Origin of the sequence: Fusobacterium sp. IOR10 (assembly GCF_010367435.1) — a bacterium.
In the GTDB taxonomy this organism is placed as follows: domain Bacteria; phylum Fusobacteriota; class Fusobacteriia; order Fusobacteriales; family Fusobacteriaceae; genus Fusobacterium_B.
Map to the genome: position 1 here is coordinate 37,422 of NZ_WJWY01000014.1, position 17,359 is coordinate 54,780.

A 17,359-nucleotide genomic window follows, 5' to 3' on the forward strand; every position below is an offset into this window, starting at 1 on the left:
AGATAAAATTAATTATCGAGATTGTTGATACTATAATTAAACTACTCCCTTTTATTACAAGTAGATAATATTACATTTTATGTAATTTGTCAAACTTATTCTTCGTGATTATTATGTTTATTTTCTTTAACTTTCTTTAAAAATCCATTGCGAACTTTAAAAATAACAGCTAGTAAAAGAAAATAATGTATAAACTTAAATTTGTTAAATTCTTTTGGAAAAAAATGATTTCCAGCAACTAAAATTAAAATCCAAACTGTAAGTATTAAAATTAATAAAATTACAAATTTTGACCATAATTTCCAAAAGTTATGATTGTTTTTAGTCATATATCTCCCTAGTAATTAATATTAATAAGTAAGTGATTATTTGTTATATACATTTCCCATAAGTCCTACTATTTTTTTAGCTTCAGTTACTTTTTTTATAGCTATTGCTCTAGCTTTTAGAGCACCTTTTTTAAGTACTTCTTCCACATAACTAGGATTTTTTTCAAGTTCTTCTCTTCTTGCACGGGCTTCTTTAAAATATTCCAAGATAGCTTCTAATAATTCTTTTTTTGCATGACCATAACCATAACCACCAGCTTTAAATTTTTCCCTCATTTCTTGATATTTTTCTTCTGTTACAAATAATTTATAAAGTTGAGAAACGTTATTATCAGGATTTTTAGGTTCTTCTAAAGGAGTAGAGTCTGTTACTATGGACATAACTTGTTTTTTAAGTACTTTTTTTGGTGCAAACATATTAATAGTATTTCCGTAGGATTTACTCATTTTTTGTCCATCTGTTCCTGGAACTATAGCAAGATCATCTAAAATTAAAGGTTCAGGAAGTTTGAAAAAATCCACATTATACTGTTGATTAAATTTCATTGCTAAATCTCTAGTCATTTCTAAATGTTGTTTTTGATCTTTTCCAACAGGAACAACATCAGTATCGTAAATTAAAATATCACAAGCCATAAGAATAGGATAAGTAAGAAGTCCAGTATTTGGAAATAATCCTTTAGCCACTTTATCTTTATAAGAATGACCTCTTTCCATAAGTCCTACAGGAGTAATATTTGAAAGTAACCAAGATAATTCAACGTGTTCAGGGACATCAGATTGTAAGTATAGTGTTGATTTTTCAGGATCAAGACCGATTGCCAAGTAATCTAAAATAATATTTTTAGTACTTTCTCTCAATACTTCTGGATTGGTAAGAGAAGTAAGAGCGTGGTAATCAGCTATAAAATAAAAACCTTCATATTTTCCTGAATTTTGATTTTCTATAAATTGCCTCATTGCTCCAAAATAATTTCCAAGATGTAATGTTCCACTTGGTTGTATTCCTGATAAACTTCTTTGCATAAAATTTCGCTGCTAAATTTAAACTATTTAGCAACTCCCTCCTTTAAAAATAAATTTAATTGTTTTAAATAAAAAAACCTGTGAATGTATCACAGGAGACTTAAATGTCAAATACTTGTAATACAAATTATTTTAGGGATAATTAAAATAGATTTGCATTAAAATTACAAATCTGTAAACTAATTATTCCACCAACATAAAATTGTATTTGTCAAATTCTTCATAATTAACCCCTAAAATTAGATTAAGATGGATAAAGTATAACATGATTTTTTTTTATAATCAAGTTAAAAGTATTGATGGTAAAAGATTAAAAATATTAAAAAAATATGCTATAATTTGTTTATAAATAAAGGATAGAATAAAAAAAGTTTCTAAGGAGATAGGCTATGTGGTGGAAAGAATTAACAGGTTACCAAATTTATCCTAGAAGTTTTAAAGATTCAAATGGAGATGGGATTGGAGACTTAAAAGGAATTATAGAAAAATTAGATTATCTAAAAGAGCTGGGAATTGATTTGATTTGGGTATGTCCTTTTTACAAAAGCCCAAATGATGACAATGGCTATGATATAAGTAATTATCAAGATATTTCACAAGAGTTTGGTACAATGGAAGATGCAGATAAATTATTAAAAGAAGCGCACAAGAGGGGAATGAAATTAATAATAGATTTGGTAATAAATCATACAAGTGATGAACACCCTTGGTTTATAGAATCAAGAAAATCTAAAAACAATACTAAAAGAGATTGGTATATATGGAAAGAAGGAAAAAATGGAAAAGAACCAAATAATTGGGAAAGTATATTTAAAGGTTCAGCTTGGGAATTTGATGAAAAAACTAAAGAATATTATTTGCATTTATTTTCTAAAAAACAGCCAGATTTAAATTGGGAAAATAAAAATATGAGGAAAGCTATTTACAAAATGATTAATTGGTGGTTAGATAAAGGAATAGATGGATTTAGAGTTGATGCAATTAGCCATATAAAAAAAGAAAAAGGATTTCCAGATATGCCAAATCCCAAAAAAGAAAAATATGTAGAAGCTTATAACATGCATATGAATAGACCTGGAATTCAAAAATATCTAAAAGAATTAAAAAATGAAACTTTTGATAAATATAATATAGTAACAGTTGGAGAAGCTAATGGAGTGGGAACTGAAAATGCTTTAGAGTGGGTAGGTGAAAAAAAAGGTAAATTTAATATGATATTTCAGTTTGAACATTTAAGTCTTTGGGACTATGAGAAAGAAATTAAATTTTCAGCTAAAAATTATAAAAGAATATTAAATAAATGGCAAATGGCATTGGAGGAAGATGGATGGAATGCTTTGTTTATAGAGAATCATGATATTACTAGAAGTGTTTCTAGATGGGGTAATGATGATAAATATTGGTTGGAATCTGCTAAATCTTTAGGAGTAGCTTATTTTTTACAAAAGGGAACACCTTTTATTTATCAAGGGCAAGAAATAGGTATGACAAATATAAAATTTGAAAATATTTTTCAAGTAAATGATATTAGAAGCAAAAATGAAGCGAGAGAAAAACTTCTAGAGGGAAATTCAATGAAAAAAGTTTTAGACTTTTTAAACAATACTTCAAGGGATAATTCAAGAACTCCAATGCAATGGAGTAGTGGAAAAAATGCAGGATTCACAACTGGAATTCCTTGGCTTAAAGTGAATGAAAATTATAAATTTATAAATGTAGAAGACCAAATAAAAGATAAAAACTCCATCTATAATTTTTATAAAAATTTGATAAAAATTAGAAAGAGTTCCAAGGTATTAATTTATGGTAAATTTAATTTAATATTAAAAAACATAGAAGATGTATTTATTTATTCAAGGACTTTTGAAAATGAAGAATATTTAGTAATTTCTAATTTAAGTGAAAAAATAAAAAAAATAAAAATAAAAGGATATGAAAATAAAGAAAAGGAATTAATACTTAAAAATTATGAAAAGCACAGTCATAATTTAAGAAGGATGATTTTAAAACCTTATGAATGTTTAGTATATAAAATAATAAGTTTTTAAGGAGGCTTTGTGAAATATATAGCAGGGGTTGATATAGGGGGAACAAATACAAAAATAGGATTAGTTAATAATGGTAAATTAGAAATAAAAAAATCAATAAAAACTCTTTCAGAAGATGGAGTAATTAAAACTATGAATAGAATTTGGGAAGCTATAAGAGAATTATTAACAGAAAAAAATATAAAATTAGAAGAGTTAGTTGGTGTAGGAATGGGAATACCTGGTCCAGTTAAAAATGAAGAGATAGTTGGTTTCTTTGCAAATTTTCCTTGGGAAAAAAACTTAAATATTTCAGAGATCTTTGAAAATATTAGTGGAAAGAAAACAAAAGTAAACAATGATGTTAATGTAATAGCTTTAGGAGAAGCAGTCTATGGAGCTGGAAAAGGCTCTAAATCAAGTGTAACTATTGCAATAGGAACAGGAATAGGTGGAGGAATTTTTGTTAATGGGAAAATAATTTCAGGATTTAGTGGAGCTGGTGGAGAAATAGGACATTTAAAGATAGTGAAAGATGGGAAATTTTGTGGATGTGGACAAAAGGGATGTTTTGAGGCTTATGCTTCTGCAACAGGAATAGAAAGAGAAGCAATTTCAAGACTTATGATAAATAAAAAAAATATGCTATATGATAAAATAGATGGACATTTGGAAAAAATAGAAGCTAAAGATGTGTTTGACTGTGCAAAATTAGGAGATAAATTTTCAATAGATATAGTTGATTATGAAGCAGAATACCTTGCAATGGGTATTGGTAATATATTAAATATAATTAACCCAGAAAAAATCATATTAGGTGGGGGAGTTGCTTTAGCAGGGGACATTCTTTTAAAAAGAATTAAGAACAGATTAGGTGAATACGCAATGCCTGTGACCTTGGAAAAAGGTTTTGAGATAGTCTTGAGTACTTTAGGGAATGATGCAGGAGTATTAGGAGCAGCTGCTTTAGTATCGCAAAACAAAGCTTAATGATAGAAATTTATGATTAATTAATAATAAATGATTATTTTATTTTATGGTCTTTCAGTGATATAATTTTATAAATTAAAAGTATAAGAGGAGTTATAAAAGATGAAAGACAAGTGGAGAGGATTTTTATTATGTTTATCAATAGCAGTACCGTCATGGATATTAGGAAGAATGTTTCCAATAATAGGAGGGCCAGTAATATCTATAATTTTAGGAATGATTTTAACTAATTTTATTAAAAATAAGGATATGTATACAGCTGGTGTCAAATTTACATCTAAAAAAATATTACAATATGCAGTAATATTATTGGGATTTGGGTTAAATCTATCAATTATATTTGAAACAGGAAAACAATCATTACCTATAATTTTATCTACAATTTCAATTTCTTTAGTAATTGCATATATTTTACAAAAAGTAATGAATATTCCATCTAAGATATCAATATTAGTAGGAGTAGGGTCAAGTATCTGTGGAGGATCTGCAATTGCTGCAACAGCACCAGTTATAGATGCTGATGATAATGAAGTTGCTCAAGCAATATCAGTAATATTTTTCTTTAATGTTATAGCAGCAATTTTGTTTCCTCATCTAGGAGTATTATTAGGATTTAATTCTTTTAGTGGAGAATCCTTTGGAATATTTGCAGGGACAGCTATAAATGATACTTCTTCAGTAACTGCAGCAGCTTCCACATGGGATAGTATGTACGCACTAGGAAGCTCTACTTTAGATAAAGCAGTAACAGTAAAGTTAACTAGAACTTTAGCTATAATTCCAATAACTTTATTTTTGGGATTTTTAAGAACTAGAAAAGAAAAAGGAAACGGGAAAAAAATAAAATGGATTGAAATTTTCCCAATGTTTATAATTTATTTTGTAATAGCATCAATAATAACAACAGTTTGTGAGAATTTTGGACTACCATCTACATTATTTAATCCTATAAAAATGTTGAGCAAATTTTTCATAGTGTTAGCAATGGGAGCTATAGGTTTAAATACAAATATAATTAAACTTATAAAAACAGGTGGGAAACCTATATTTATGGGGCTTTGTTGTTGGATAGGAATAACTGGAGTAAGTTTACTTATGCAACATGTATTAGGCGTTTGGTAAATAAATTATTTTATAAATATGAAAAACATAAGTTCACTAGCTAAATATTAATAATATTTAATATATTATATTAATTTGTAGACAAAAATATTAATTTAATATAGAATTTAAACATAAAACTAATTATTTAGGAGATGAATTTATGAATATAAAAAAAATATTTTCAGGAATAGATTATCAGGTATTACAAAGTTATGATACTGAAATTTTCTCAAAGAATATGGAATATGATTCTAGAAAAATAGTTGAAGGGGATATATTTGTAGCTCTAGAAGGGAATGTAGTTGATGGTCATGACTATATAGATAAGGCAATTGAATTAGGAGCTAAAGTAATAATAGTTTCTAAAAAAGTTTCAATGAAAAAACATATAAATTATTTTTTAGTTGAAAATTTAAGAAAAAACTTACCTTTTATAGCTTCAAATTTTTATGATTTTCCTCAAGATAAATTGAAAATAATAGGGGTTACTGGAACTAATGGGAAAACAACAACAACTTATATGCTAGAAACTATTTTAGGTAATGAAAATATTGCTAGAATAGGTACAGTTGAATATAAAATAGGAGAAGAGATAATAGTTGCATCTAATACCACACCAGAGTCACTAGATCTAGTTAAATTTTGTAAAAAGGCAGTGGATAAGAAAATAAAATATTTAATTATGGAAGTTAGCTCCCATGGATTGAGCATAGGAAGAGTTGATATGCTAAAATTTGATGTTGGAATATTTACTAACTTAACACCAGAGCATTTAGATTATCATAAAACAATGGAAAATTATTATTTAGCAAAAAGAAAGATGTTTGATTTGTTAAAAAATAAAAATAATTCAGTGATTAATGAAGATGATGATTATGGAAAAAAATATTTACAATATACAAAGGGAATGTCATATGGTTTAAAAAATTCATCAATAACAGGAAATATAAAAAATATTTCAAGACATGGACAAGATGTAACAATAAACATATTAGGTTCAGAATACAATGTAACATTAAATATATTAGGAAGATATAATTTATACAATTTACTAGGAGCAGTTGGATGTGCAAAATTACTTGGATTATCAGATAATGAAATTATAAAAAAAATCAGTAAAATAAAGGGAGCTCCAGGAAGATTTGAAAATGTAAATACAAATTCAAATTTCACAGCAATAGTTGATTATGCACATACTGGAGATGCTCTTGAGAATATTTTGAAAAGTATCAATGAGTTTAAAATAAATAGAGTAATTACTGTTTTTGGTTGTGGGGGAGATAGAGATAAAACTAAAAGACCCATTATGGGAAGAATAGCAGAGAAAAATAGTGATATTATAATTGTAACCTCAGATAATCCAAGAACTGAAAATCCAGAAGAAATTGTAAAAGATATTGTAGTTGGACTAAAAGAAGATAATCATATTATTGAAGTGGATAGAGAAAAAGCTATTTTTAAAGCTATTGAACTTGCTAAAAAAGATGATATAATTTTAGTGGCAGGGAAAGGACATGAAAATTATCAAGTTTTAGGAAGAAAAAAAATTCATTTTGATGATAGAGAAAAAATAATTGAAGGTATAGAAAAATTAAAAAAATAAATTATATTTGACTTATGTGAAAATTAATTTATAATATCTAGTAGAAGAAGTTTTAAATTAATGCTTGTTATGAAAGGAAGAATATGATAAATAAATTAGAAAAAACAAGAGAAATTCAAGTTAAAAATTTTACAATAGGTGGAAAACAAAGATTTACACTTATAGCAGGTCCTTGTGCTATTGAAAATGAGGAAATGTCATTAATGGTAGCTAAAAAAATAAAGACAATTTGTGACAAACTAGGAATAAATTATATTTTTAAATCTTCCTTTGATAAGGCTAATCGTTCTTCAATTCATTCTTATAGAGGAGTTGGATTAGAAGAGGGGCTTAGAATATTAGGGAAAGTAAAGTCTGAGGTAGGAGTTCCTGTTATAACTGATGTTCATGAACCTTGGCAGTGTGAAAAAGTTGCAAAAGTTGTAGATATGCTCCAAATTCCAGCATTTTTATGTAGACAGACAGACTTAATAATAGCAGCTGGAAAAACAGGATTACCAGTAAATGTAAAAAAAGGTCAGTTTTTAGCACCCTGGGATATGAAGAACGTTGTAACAAAGATGGATGAAATTGGAAATGAAAGATTACTATTAACTGAAAGAGGAAATGTTTTTGGATATAATAATTTTATTGTTGATATGAGAGGGCTTTTGGAAATGAGAAAACTTGGAGTACCAGTTGTTTTTGATGCTACTCATTCAGTACAAATTCCAGGAGGACTTTCAAATTGTTCTGGAGGAAATAGAGAATATGTATTTCCTTTAATGAAGGCTGCTCTTTCAGTAGGGGTAGATGCAATATTTGCAGAAGTTCATCCAGATCCAGATAAAGCTCCATGTGATGGACCAAATATGTTGTATTTAGATGACCTTGAAGAAATACTTGAGACAGCTATAAAAATAGATAATATAGCTAAAGAATTATAAAAATATTACAATAAAAAATAAGCAGTTAAGTTATAAAAAACTTAAGCTGCTTATTTTTTATTCTTTATTTTTATAAGCAAAAAGATATATAACAGGGAAAATAAATAATGTTAATATTGTTGATGCAAATAATCCAAAAATAATTGTAGCAGCCATATCTCCATATAATGGATCCATAAGAAGAGGGATCATTCCAAAGATAGTTGTTAAAGCTGCAAGTCCAACTGCTCTAATTCTACTTACAGAAGAATCAACAACAGCAATTTGTGGTTCTTTATTCAAAGCTTTTATTTGGAAATTTATTTCATCCATAAGAACAATAATGTTTTTTATCATTATTCCAGATAGGGCAATTAATCCAACTGCTGACATAAATCCAAAGGATTTTCCAGTTATTAAAAGTCCAGGAGCAATTCCAATTAATGCAAGGGGAACCATTAAAAAAATAAGTGCAGCTATTTTTACGCTGGCAAAAAGAAATACACAAATAGTAAACATTAATATTAAAGGTAAAGGCACAGAGGCAAGCAATGCCTTAATATTTTTTAATTGTTCAGAAAAAAGACCACCCCATTTTCCATTATAATTTTCAGGCAATTTAATAGCTTCAATTTTTTTCAACATTAAATTTCTAATTTTATCTGGATTTTCTCCTATAGGAACATCACACTGTACTTTAATTGTTCTTACTCTATTTTTTCTCCAAATTTGGCTGTTTTCAAATTCTAATTTCTGATTTTTTATAATAGAAGAAAGTGGTTGTGCTTTCCCAAGAAATCCCCAAATAGGTATTTTCCCTATATCAGCAATTTCACCAGATTTTTTTTCTTTCATAACAACAGTTATAAGAGAATCATTATCTTTTATTTTACCAATTGGCATTCCATTGGAACTTCTCAAAATTGAAGTTGTAACATCAAAGGGGGTAATTCCTATTTTTTTAGCGTTAACTTGAGAAAAAGTTCCATTTAGAGCTAATGTTTTATTTCTCCAATTAGTTTTAACATTTAAAGTTCCAGGTGTATTATTCATAATTGCCATAGCTTTTTCAGAAAGAGTTCTTAGAACTTCAGGATCAGGTCCTGAAAATTCATATTCTATAGGATATTCCACAGCAGTACCATTAGGATACTTTCTAATACTAACCATTACTCCTGGTAAATTTTTATTTGAAAACTCTAATACCTTAGTTGCGATAGTATTTAAATCTTTAAGGTGGTTAATATTAACTATTATCTCTCCAAAAGAAGAATTTGGAAATTCAGGAATTGTTGAAACATAGTATCTTGAAGGGGAAGCTCCAATAGTTAAAGTAATATTTTTAATTTTTTTATCTTTAGATAAAAAATCATTTAATTTTAAGCTAGCATTTTCCACTGTATTTATTTTACTACCTTCAGGACACCAAAGGTTAACAGTAAAACCTTTTTTGTTAGAATCAGGGAAAAAAGTTTTAGGTATAAATGTTAGTAAAAAAATAGAGAACAATAAAGAACAACCTATTACAGTAAGAGTTATTTTACTGTGGTTGATTAAGAAAATTAATATGTTTCTTGCTTTTGAATAAAATTTTATTTCTCTACTAGAAGGTGTTTTCAAATCTTTTTTAGTAAGGAAAAGCTTGCAGTAAGTTGGCGTTTGTGTTAAACATAATCCCCAACTTAAGATTAAAGAAATTCCAATGACCCAAAAACAAGATCCAACATATTCTCCCATATATGTTGGCATTAAGTATGCAGGTAAAAATGCTAAAACAGCAATTAAAGTGGCTCCTAAAAGAGGAATTGCAGGTTTTTTAGTTGCATTTTCCAAAGAGATATCAATACCTAAATTTTTATTTAAATTTACAAGGGTGTTATCTACAATAACAATTGAATTGTCAACTAACATACCCATGGCAATAATGAAAGATCCAAGGGAAACTCTTTGTAAATCTACTTTTATAAATAACATGGCAATTAAGGTTCCTAGTATTGAAAGAATAAGACCACTACCAATTATAAGACCACTTTTAATTCCCATTATTAAAAGTAAAACTCCAACCACAGTAATAATTGATATAATTAAATTTATCACAAAAACATTTATAGAAGAACTAACTAAATCAGGTTGATAATATACTTTTTCAATATTTACACCAATAGGAAGTACTTCTTTTAATTTATTTATTTTAGCATCTATATTCTTTCCAGTATTAATAATATTAGTTCCAGCTAAAGGGGATAGGGAAAGACCAATAGCAGGTTTTCCATTATAATACATTTTTTCTTTCATAGGATAAGAATATCCTTTTTTTATAGTTGCAATATCCCCTAATCTTATAATTTCTGTATTACCTTTGGGAAGTTTACCTGAAAAAATAATTAAATTTTTCAATTTTTCCACAGTATTTATTTCATTATTATATTTAATATTAACTACTAAATTTCCATAATCAATACTTCCGCCCCCGGTAATTAAATTCTCTGAAAGAAGGGACAAAGCTATTGTTTTAGTGCTTATTCCCATGGAATTAATTTTACTTCTATCAATTAATATCTCCATAGTTTCTTTGGGATCCCCAAAAATATTTGTTTTGGCAATCCCAGGAATAGAGTGCAGTTCTTTTTCAATATAATCTGTATATTTGGAAAGTTCAGAATAAGAGTAACCATCGCTAGTTATAGCAAAAAACATTCCATAGACATCTACATAATCATCTAGAACAATTGAAGGGACTACTCCATTAGGAAGACCAATTTGAGCGTCACTAATTTTTTTTCTAACATTATCCCAATATTGTTGTAAATTTTTACTTTTAACAGATTCATTTAATTTTATTTTAACTTGAGAATATCCATACTTAGAAACACTTTCAGTGAATTCTATATTTGGAATTTTTTGGAGAGCCTGCTCTATTTTATCAGTTACAAAAAGTTCAGTTTCATGAGGTGAAGCTCCAGGATACAAGGTTATGACTAAGGCTTCTTTTATTTTAAATTCAGGATCTTCTAGTTTACCTAGCTTAATATATGAAAAGAATCCTCCAATTATAATTAAGATTACTATGAATCTCACAACTATAGTATTCTTTATTGAGTAATCTATAAATTTCATAATACCCTCCTATAACATTTCACCAATGTTAGTTTTTGAAAAAGTTTTTAAAATTTTAACCTTTTCATTTTTTGAAAGTTGATGGATTCCCTTAGTAATAATTAGATCATTTATCTTAAGACCATTTACCAAAACTAGATGGTTATTTAAAGGTTCGAGAACATTAATTTCTTTTAAATTAACAATACCATTTTCATATATCCAAACATTTGTCTTATTATCCCTATTGAAAATAGATTCAATTGGTATCGCTGTACCATTGAGATTATTTTTTTTAATATATAGCTTAACGTTTCCGTTAACATTACTAGGTAAGGATAAATTTTTGTTTTTACTTACAAAAGTGGCAGGATAGGATATATTTCCAAATCCTTTAATTTTACTAGCAGTTTCAATAGTAAGGGGATAGTTTTGAGAATTATAAATAAATATTGATTTTTCTAAATTGGAAAGTTCATTTAAATCCTCTTCGGAAAGATTAATTCTAACTTTATTATCAGTATTAGAAGCCAATGCAACAACTGGAATTCCAGGTGAAGCAACAGCCCCTTCTCCTAAAAATTTATTAGTTATATATCCAGAAAAGGGAGCTTTTAAATTAGAATCTATAATATGATTTTTGCAATTTTCCACAGCTTGTTTAGAAGCTTCGTAATTTGCAAGAGCTGCTAAACTAGAAGAACTTGCAGATTTTTTTTGAGCAAGAGCTTCTTCATATATTTTTTTTGGTATAGTTTTACTTTCATATAATTTTTTGATTCTTAAAAATTGAGATTCAGTATTTTCAGCAATAGCCAAAGAAGCTTCATAGACATTTTTAGTGGCTAAGGATTTATTTTCAAAGGATTTTAAGTTTAAAATATAGTCTCTTGTATCCATTTTAGCTAGGATATCATCCTTGTTAACAAAACTACCAACTTCCACATTAATTTTTTCAATTGGCCCAGAAATCTTAAAAGATAAGTTAGTTTTATTTGCTGGAATAGTGTTTGCTGGGTAAGTGCGAATTATATAATTTTCATTCTCAATTATTTTAAATACTTGAACAGGCCTTATAATTTCCTTTTGATTTTTACTAGAGCAACTAACAAAGGTTACTATAATTATAAATATACCTAATAATTTTTTCATAAATTCTATTCTCCTTTATCTATAGGACTCTTACCCATAGTAATATTTAAACTGCTCAATGAAAGATTATAATTAAATTCTAGATTTTTAACAGCAGTTAAACTTTGATTATAAGAGGCAAGGGAATTAAAATATTTATCCTCACCAATTATCCCAACAGATAATTCAGCTTTAGATTGTTTTAACTTTTCCTTTTCTGCATTTAAATTTAATTTAGAAATTGCTAGAAGTTCATCTATTTTTTTTAAGTTATAGTAAGCATTTGCAGTTTCTATAATAGTTTTCATAAATTCTTTTTCTAAATTTAAATTTGCAATTTTTTCTTTTTTGACAGCTTTTTTATATTCATTTATATTCTTAAAACCATTGAATAAACTAATGACTCCGCTTACATTAACATTTAGAAAACTAGGATCAGAGAGTATTTTATTTGAATTATTTACATAACCTCCTCCAAGAATAATTTTAGGTAAAAAATTAGAAATAGCAATTTTTTTTGCATTTTGGCTAACATCAACATTTAAATTACTTATTTTTAAAGCTTCGTTGTTGGTTAAAGAATTTAGTATACATTCTTCTAAATCAGGGAAAGGTTTTTGTTTGAAATTATAAGATTCTAATGTTATATTATCAATGGGATTTAAGTCTAAAGATTTTAATAAATTCATCTTGGCTATTTTTAAATTTCTTTTATTTTCTTTTAAATTATATTTTTTAGTTTTTAGAAGAACCAATGCTTTCTTATATTCCCAGGGCATTATAGATTCAACTTCCAATGAAATTTTAGCTCTTTTTGTAGTTTCTTCAATGGATTTAATTTCATTTTTTAAATAAATCTCTTGAGATTGTAAAGTGAGAATATAAAAATATTGAGAAGTTATTTGAAGTTCTATTAATTTTTTAGATAAGCTTTCTACTAATTTAGACATATCTTCTCCATTTTTTTTAGCAGAATATAAATACCAATAGCTTGGAACAAAAATTGGAATTTGAGCGTTAACTCCATAAGTATAAGATGATTTTTCAATTAAGGTAGATGACATTGTTGTTTGAGAATTTAAATTAGCAGCAATGGCAGATTCTCCAATTGCTGAAAAAGCATTTCCAAGAGATGTAGTTAGTTCACTTACATCAAAATCAATATTAATATCATTATCAAGTTGTGAATAGTTTCCAACTAGATTAATTGATGGTAAAAAATTTCCAAAAGAAACATTTTTATCCAAAGTTGCAACTTCTCTTTGCAATGTTTTTATTTTTAATGTTAAGTTTCTTTCTTCACCAATTTTTAAAGCTTCAGCTAGAGAGATACTTTCTCCATATTTTTTTAAAGATTCAACTTCAGTTAATTTTTTGATTTTTTGATTATGAAAAGATTTAGTGTTAGAACAACTAAAATTTAAAAAACTGACAAAAAGTAAAAATATTATTTTTAATTTCATTTGACCTCCAGTGCCACAAATATTTTAAATCTATTTTTTTTCTAATTAATAACTGTTGTTCTTTATAATTTAAATAGGAACTGTTCGATAAAAATATACCACTTGTTTTTAGGTTTGTCAATATGAGATAATTAGTAAATAAGCTAAGGAGGAAAGAATGAAAAAAGAGATTATTTATTTAGGGGATAGCATTATAGCATGGGATGGATTTTTAAATAATGGAAATTATGGAGTTCCAGGTTTCACTACTATGGATCTTTTATGGAAACTTCAAGGGAATAATGATATAATTGGAGATATTGTCGTTTTAATGATTGGAGTAAATGATGTTTTATCAGATTGTTCAATCAAGTCAATTAATGAGAATATTGAAAAAATCATTGAACTTTTAAAAGTTAAATTTAAAGAAATTATTGTAATTTCTATTTTACCTACAATGTACAAAGATATAAATAAAAATATTATAGAAATTAATAATATTTTAAGTACCTATAAAAATATAAAATTTTTAGATATATATAGTTTATTTTTAGGAGAAGAAGAAAAAATAGATAATAAATTTAGCTCAGATGGGGTTCATTTAAGCACATATGCTTATGATATTTTAAATAAAAAAATAGAGGAGGCATTGCAATGGTAATTTGCCCAAAATGCAAAGAAACATTAGTTAAAGATGGTAAAACATATAAATGTATAAATAATCATTCATTTGACATTTCAAAATCAGGTTATTTAAATTTATTATTGGATAACCAAAAAAATAGTAAAAATCCTGGGGATGATAAGGGAATGATTAAAAGTAGAAAGTTTTTTTTAGAGGAAGGATATTATAAGGATATATCTGATAAACTAAACGAAATTATACTTGAAAAACTTAGGGGAACAAAGGAAAATTTTATTCTAGATATAGGGTGCGGAGAAGGCTATTACACTGGAAAATTAAAGACATATTTAGATGAAAATAATATAGAAAATAATATTTTAGGTATAGATATTTCCAAACAGGCAATACTTGAAGCATCTAAGAAATATAAAAATATTAATTGGGTTATAGCCAGTGCATTAAATGTTCCAGTAAATGAAGAAACTTGTGATATTTTAATATGTATGTTTTCTAAAATAATTCCCAAAGAAAAAATGAGAATTTTGAAAAAAAATGGGATGGTAATTATAGTTTCAACAGGGGAAAATCATTTAAAAGAAATAAAAGAAGTTGTTTACGAAAATGTTAAAAATGACTTTTATTCTCCAATAGAAGATATGAAAGAATTTAAACACATAAAAACATATGAAGTAAAGAAAGAAATAAGCATAGATGAAAAAGAAAATATTGAAAACCTATTCAATATGACTCCATATAGATGGAGAAGTCCAAAAAAAGGAATAGAAAAATTGTTCCAACTTAATTCAATTAAGGTAACAATTGATGTTAATTTTGATGTTTTTGAAAAGGTTTAGATTTCAAAATTTATAAAAGACAAAAAATATGGGGGGATTATGGGAATTTTTAAATTTTTATTTTATTCTATTTTAGGAATAATTGCATTTTTAGCACCTATAAAAATAGGAGGAGAATCTTCAATTTTAATGGGGCATATAAAATCTTTAGTTATTGATGGATACAAGGTTCAAACAGAATACTTAGTTATAATAGTATCTTTAATAACAATAATAGGAACAGGAATCAGTTTTGTAAAAAGAGGTTTTAAAAATCATATTTTAAATGAATTTTTTACTTGTGGATGGATTAATACTATAGTGAGAATAGGTGGGAGTATCTTTTTTTTAATGGTTCATTATGGATTTGGCCCTGCTTATATTTCAGATGAGAATACAGGAGGGTTAATGGCAGGAGATTTAATACCTTCCCTAATAGTGACCTTTTGTGTAGGTGTTTTATTAATGCCATTATTAACATCTTTTGGATTAGTTGAGTTTGTAGGAGTTTTAATAGCTCCATTTATGAGAAAAATATTTAAAGTTCCAGGATATGCAGCAATTGATGCAATGGCTTCTTTTTTAGGAGATGGAACAATAGGAATAGTAGTGACAGATCAACAGTATCAAAGGGGATATTATACTCAAAAGGAAGCAGCAATTATAGCAACTTCATTTTCCATAGTTGGAATTTCATTTGCAGCAGTTGTAGCAGATTTCTTAGGTTTTTCTAAAATATTTATGATTTTTTATGGAACAATAGCTATCTCAACAATTATAGCTGGGGTTATTATGGCAAGACTTCCATTTAAAAAATTTAAAAATGAATATTATCAAGGAAAGGATATTGGAGGAGAAGAAGCAAGCACTTCCTTTCTAGTTGCAATAAAAAAAGCAGCAAAAGCGGCAGAAAAATCAAAAGAAATAGAAGTGTTTTCAGATTCTATTAGAAAAGTAGGGATTATCTATATAACATTTATACCAGTAATAATGTTTATGGGGACATTGGGTCTTGTTTTAGCTGAGTATACAAATGTTTTTGGAATTATTTCAATGCCTTTAGTTCCATTTTTTAGATTACTTGGATTTCCATTGGAAATAGCTAAAAGCATGGCTCCAACAATGATAATAGGTTTTGCAGATATGTATCTTCCTTCATTACTTATAGAAAGCGTTCCTAGTGAAATGGTAAGATTTATAGTTGGAACATTATCGTTTGCTCAATTAATATTTTTAAGCGAAACAGGAATGATTCTAGTGGCATCTAAAATAGGTTTTAATTTTTTAGATGCGTTAAAAGTATTTGTGATTAGAACTCTTTTAACATTTCCAGTTATTTTTATTATTGCAAAGATACTTCTTTCAGTTGGTATATTAGTTAATTAAAAATATTTATTAATAAAAAAGGATTGAATAATAACATTCAATCCTTTTTTTGTATTGTATAAGTTAGATTATAATTTAAATAATAAGTCTTCATAAATAGGGAAAGGCCAAATATTTTTTTCACAAATTAACTCTAAAGTATTAACCCAAGTTACAAGATGATCAATTTTAGGAGTTATATTAGAGTGATAAAACTTAGCTTTTTCATATTGATCCTTCATATTAATAGCAGTTTCAAAATCATTTTCAAGCTCTCCTAGGGAATTTCTCAAATGTTCTTTAGCATTTAAAACCTTAAGAACATGTTTTCTATCCCCTTCAATTAATCCATTATTCTCAGAACCAATAACTGATTTTATGTTATTAATAGCAGTTGAAAGGTTGTTTAAATGCTTCATAACAGCTGGATAAATTTCATTTCTAGCCATTCTAATAGCTGTTGAAGTTTCAATATGTAGTTGTTTATTATATCTTTCAGTATAAATAACAAATATTGAATTTAATTCTTGTTCATTTAAAACTCCATTTCTTTGGAAAAGATCAATAGTTTCTTGTTTTTTGTAAGTTGGAAGAGCTTCAACAGTACAACTTAAATTAGGAAGTCCTCTTTTTTCAGCCTCTCCAATCCATGAACTATCATATCCATTTCCATTGAAAATTATTCTTTTATGTTTATTGTATCTCTCTTTTATTAAAGATATAATACTTTTATTTAAATCTTTTTTATCTTCAACCTTTTCTAAAATATCAGCATATTCCCTTAAAACATCAGCAACAATTGTATTTATCATTGTTGTAGGAGTTGCAGGGGAAGCGCTTGAACCAGGCATTCTATATTCAAATTTATTTCCAGTAAATGCAA

Annotated in this window: 13 protein-coding genes and 1 pseudogene; 8 read left to right on the top strand and 6 right to left on the bottom strand. The window is 27.0% G+C overall.

The genetic code is table 11. The features are described from left to right. Positions 1–95: 95 nt before the first annotated feature. The gene (locus tag GIL12_RS05535; protein WP_163469480.1) at positions 96–329 is read right to left on the bottom strand and encodes a hypothetical protein; all 234 of its coding nucleotides are present in this window, start codon (positions 327–329) and stop codon (positions 96–98) included. A gap of 36 nt (positions 330–365) precedes the next feature. Continuing rightward, a complete protein-coding gene (trpS, locus tag GIL12_RS05540) occupies positions 366–1,355 on the bottom strand; it encodes a tryptophan--tRNA ligase (RefSeq protein WP_163469482.1) in 990 nt (329 codons plus the stop codon). Positions 1,356–1,744: 389 nt separating this feature from the next. On the opposite strand from trpS, the gene GIL12_RS05545 reads away from it, so the two are divergent. The 5 genes from GIL12_RS05545 (at position 1,745) to kdsA (ending at position 8,005) form a co-directional block, all read left to right on the top strand. Continuing rightward, positions 1,745–3,403, top strand: coding sequence for an alpha-glucosidase (locus tag GIL12_RS05545; protein WP_163469484.1), 1,659 nt, complete (start codon positions 1,745–1,747; stop codon positions 3,401–3,403). A 9-nt stretch (positions 3,404–3,412) separates the two neighbouring features. Continuing rightward, complete coding sequence (locus tag GIL12_RS05550) at positions 3,413–4,372, top strand: ROK family protein (protein ID WP_163469486.1); 960 nt, start codon at positions 3,413–3,415, stop codon at positions 4,370–4,372. A 102-nt stretch (positions 4,373–4,474) separates the two neighbouring features. Further along, positions 4,475–5,494 (top strand): YeiH family protein, encoded by a 1,020-nt coding sequence (locus GIL12_RS05555; protein ID WP_163469488.1) that lies wholly within the window; start codon positions 4,475–4,477, stop codon positions 5,492–5,494. Positions 5,495–5,636: 142 nt separating this feature from the next. Next, a complete protein-coding gene (locus GIL12_RS05560) occupies positions 5,637–7,079 on the top strand; it encodes a UDP-N-acetylmuramoyl-L-alanyl-D-glutamate--2,6-diaminopimelate ligase (protein WP_163469490.1) in 1,443 nt (480 codons plus the stop codon). 83 nt (positions 7,080–7,162) lie between these two features. Next, positions 7,163–8,005 (top strand): 3-deoxy-8-phosphooctulonate synthase, encoded by an 843-nt coding sequence (gene kdsA / locus GIL12_RS05565; protein WP_163469492.1) that lies wholly within the window; start codon positions 7,163–7,165, stop codon positions 8,003–8,005. Positions 8,006–8,062: 57 nt separating this feature from the next. Here the strand turns inward: kdsA and GIL12_RS05570 are convergent, their stop codons facing one another. The 3 genes from GIL12_RS05570 to GIL12_RS05580 are packed head-to-tail and all read right to left on the bottom strand — an operon-like array spanning position 8,063 to position 13,674. Then, the gene (locus GIL12_RS05570; RefSeq protein WP_163469494.1) at positions 8,063–11,101 is read right to left on the bottom strand and encodes an efflux RND transporter permease subunit; all 3,039 of its coding nucleotides are present in this window, start codon (positions 11,099–11,101) and stop codon (positions 8,063–8,065) included. Positions 11,102–11,110: 9 nt separating this feature from the next. Continuing rightward, positions 11,111–12,232, bottom strand: a complete 1,122-nt coding sequence (locus GIL12_RS05575; RefSeq protein WP_163469496.1) for an efflux RND transporter periplasmic adaptor subunit — start codon at positions 12,230–12,232, stop codon at positions 11,111–11,113. A 5-nt stretch (positions 12,233–12,237) separates the two neighbouring features. Further along, a complete protein-coding gene (locus GIL12_RS05580; protein ID WP_163469498.1) occupies positions 12,238–13,674 on the bottom strand; it encodes a TolC family protein in 1,437 nt (478 codons plus the stop codon). Positions 13,675–13,831: 157 nt separating this feature from the next. Here GIL12_RS05580 and GIL12_RS05585 point away from each other — a divergent pair, with 157 nt between their 5' ends. From GIL12_RS05585 to GIL12_RS05595, 3 genes are read left to right on the top strand one after another with little or no spacing between them, the layout of a single operon-like run. Further along, complete coding sequence (locus GIL12_RS05585; RefSeq protein ID WP_163469500.1) at positions 13,832–14,314, top strand: GDSL-type esterase/lipase family protein; 483 nt, start codon at positions 13,832–13,834, stop codon at positions 14,312–14,314. After that, a complete protein-coding gene (locus tag GIL12_RS05590) occupies positions 14,308–15,132 on the top strand; it encodes a putative RNA methyltransferase (RefSeq protein WP_163469502.1) in 825 nt (274 codons plus the stop codon). Before GIL12_RS05585 ends, GIL12_RS05590 begins: the two co-directional genes overlap by 7 nt. A 39-nt stretch (positions 15,133–15,171) precedes the next feature. After that, on the top strand, positions 15,172–16,497 hold the full coding sequence (locus GIL12_RS05595) for a YjiH family protein (protein ID WP_163469504.1): 1,326 nt from the start codon (positions 15,172–15,174) through the stop codon (positions 16,495–16,497). Between the two features lie 68 nt (positions 16,498–16,565). Here GIL12_RS05595 and GIL12_RS05600 read toward each other — a convergent pair. Continuing rightward, a pseudogene (locus GIL12_RS05600) lies at positions 16,566–17,359 on the bottom strand (glutamine synthetase type III); the annotation flags it as partial.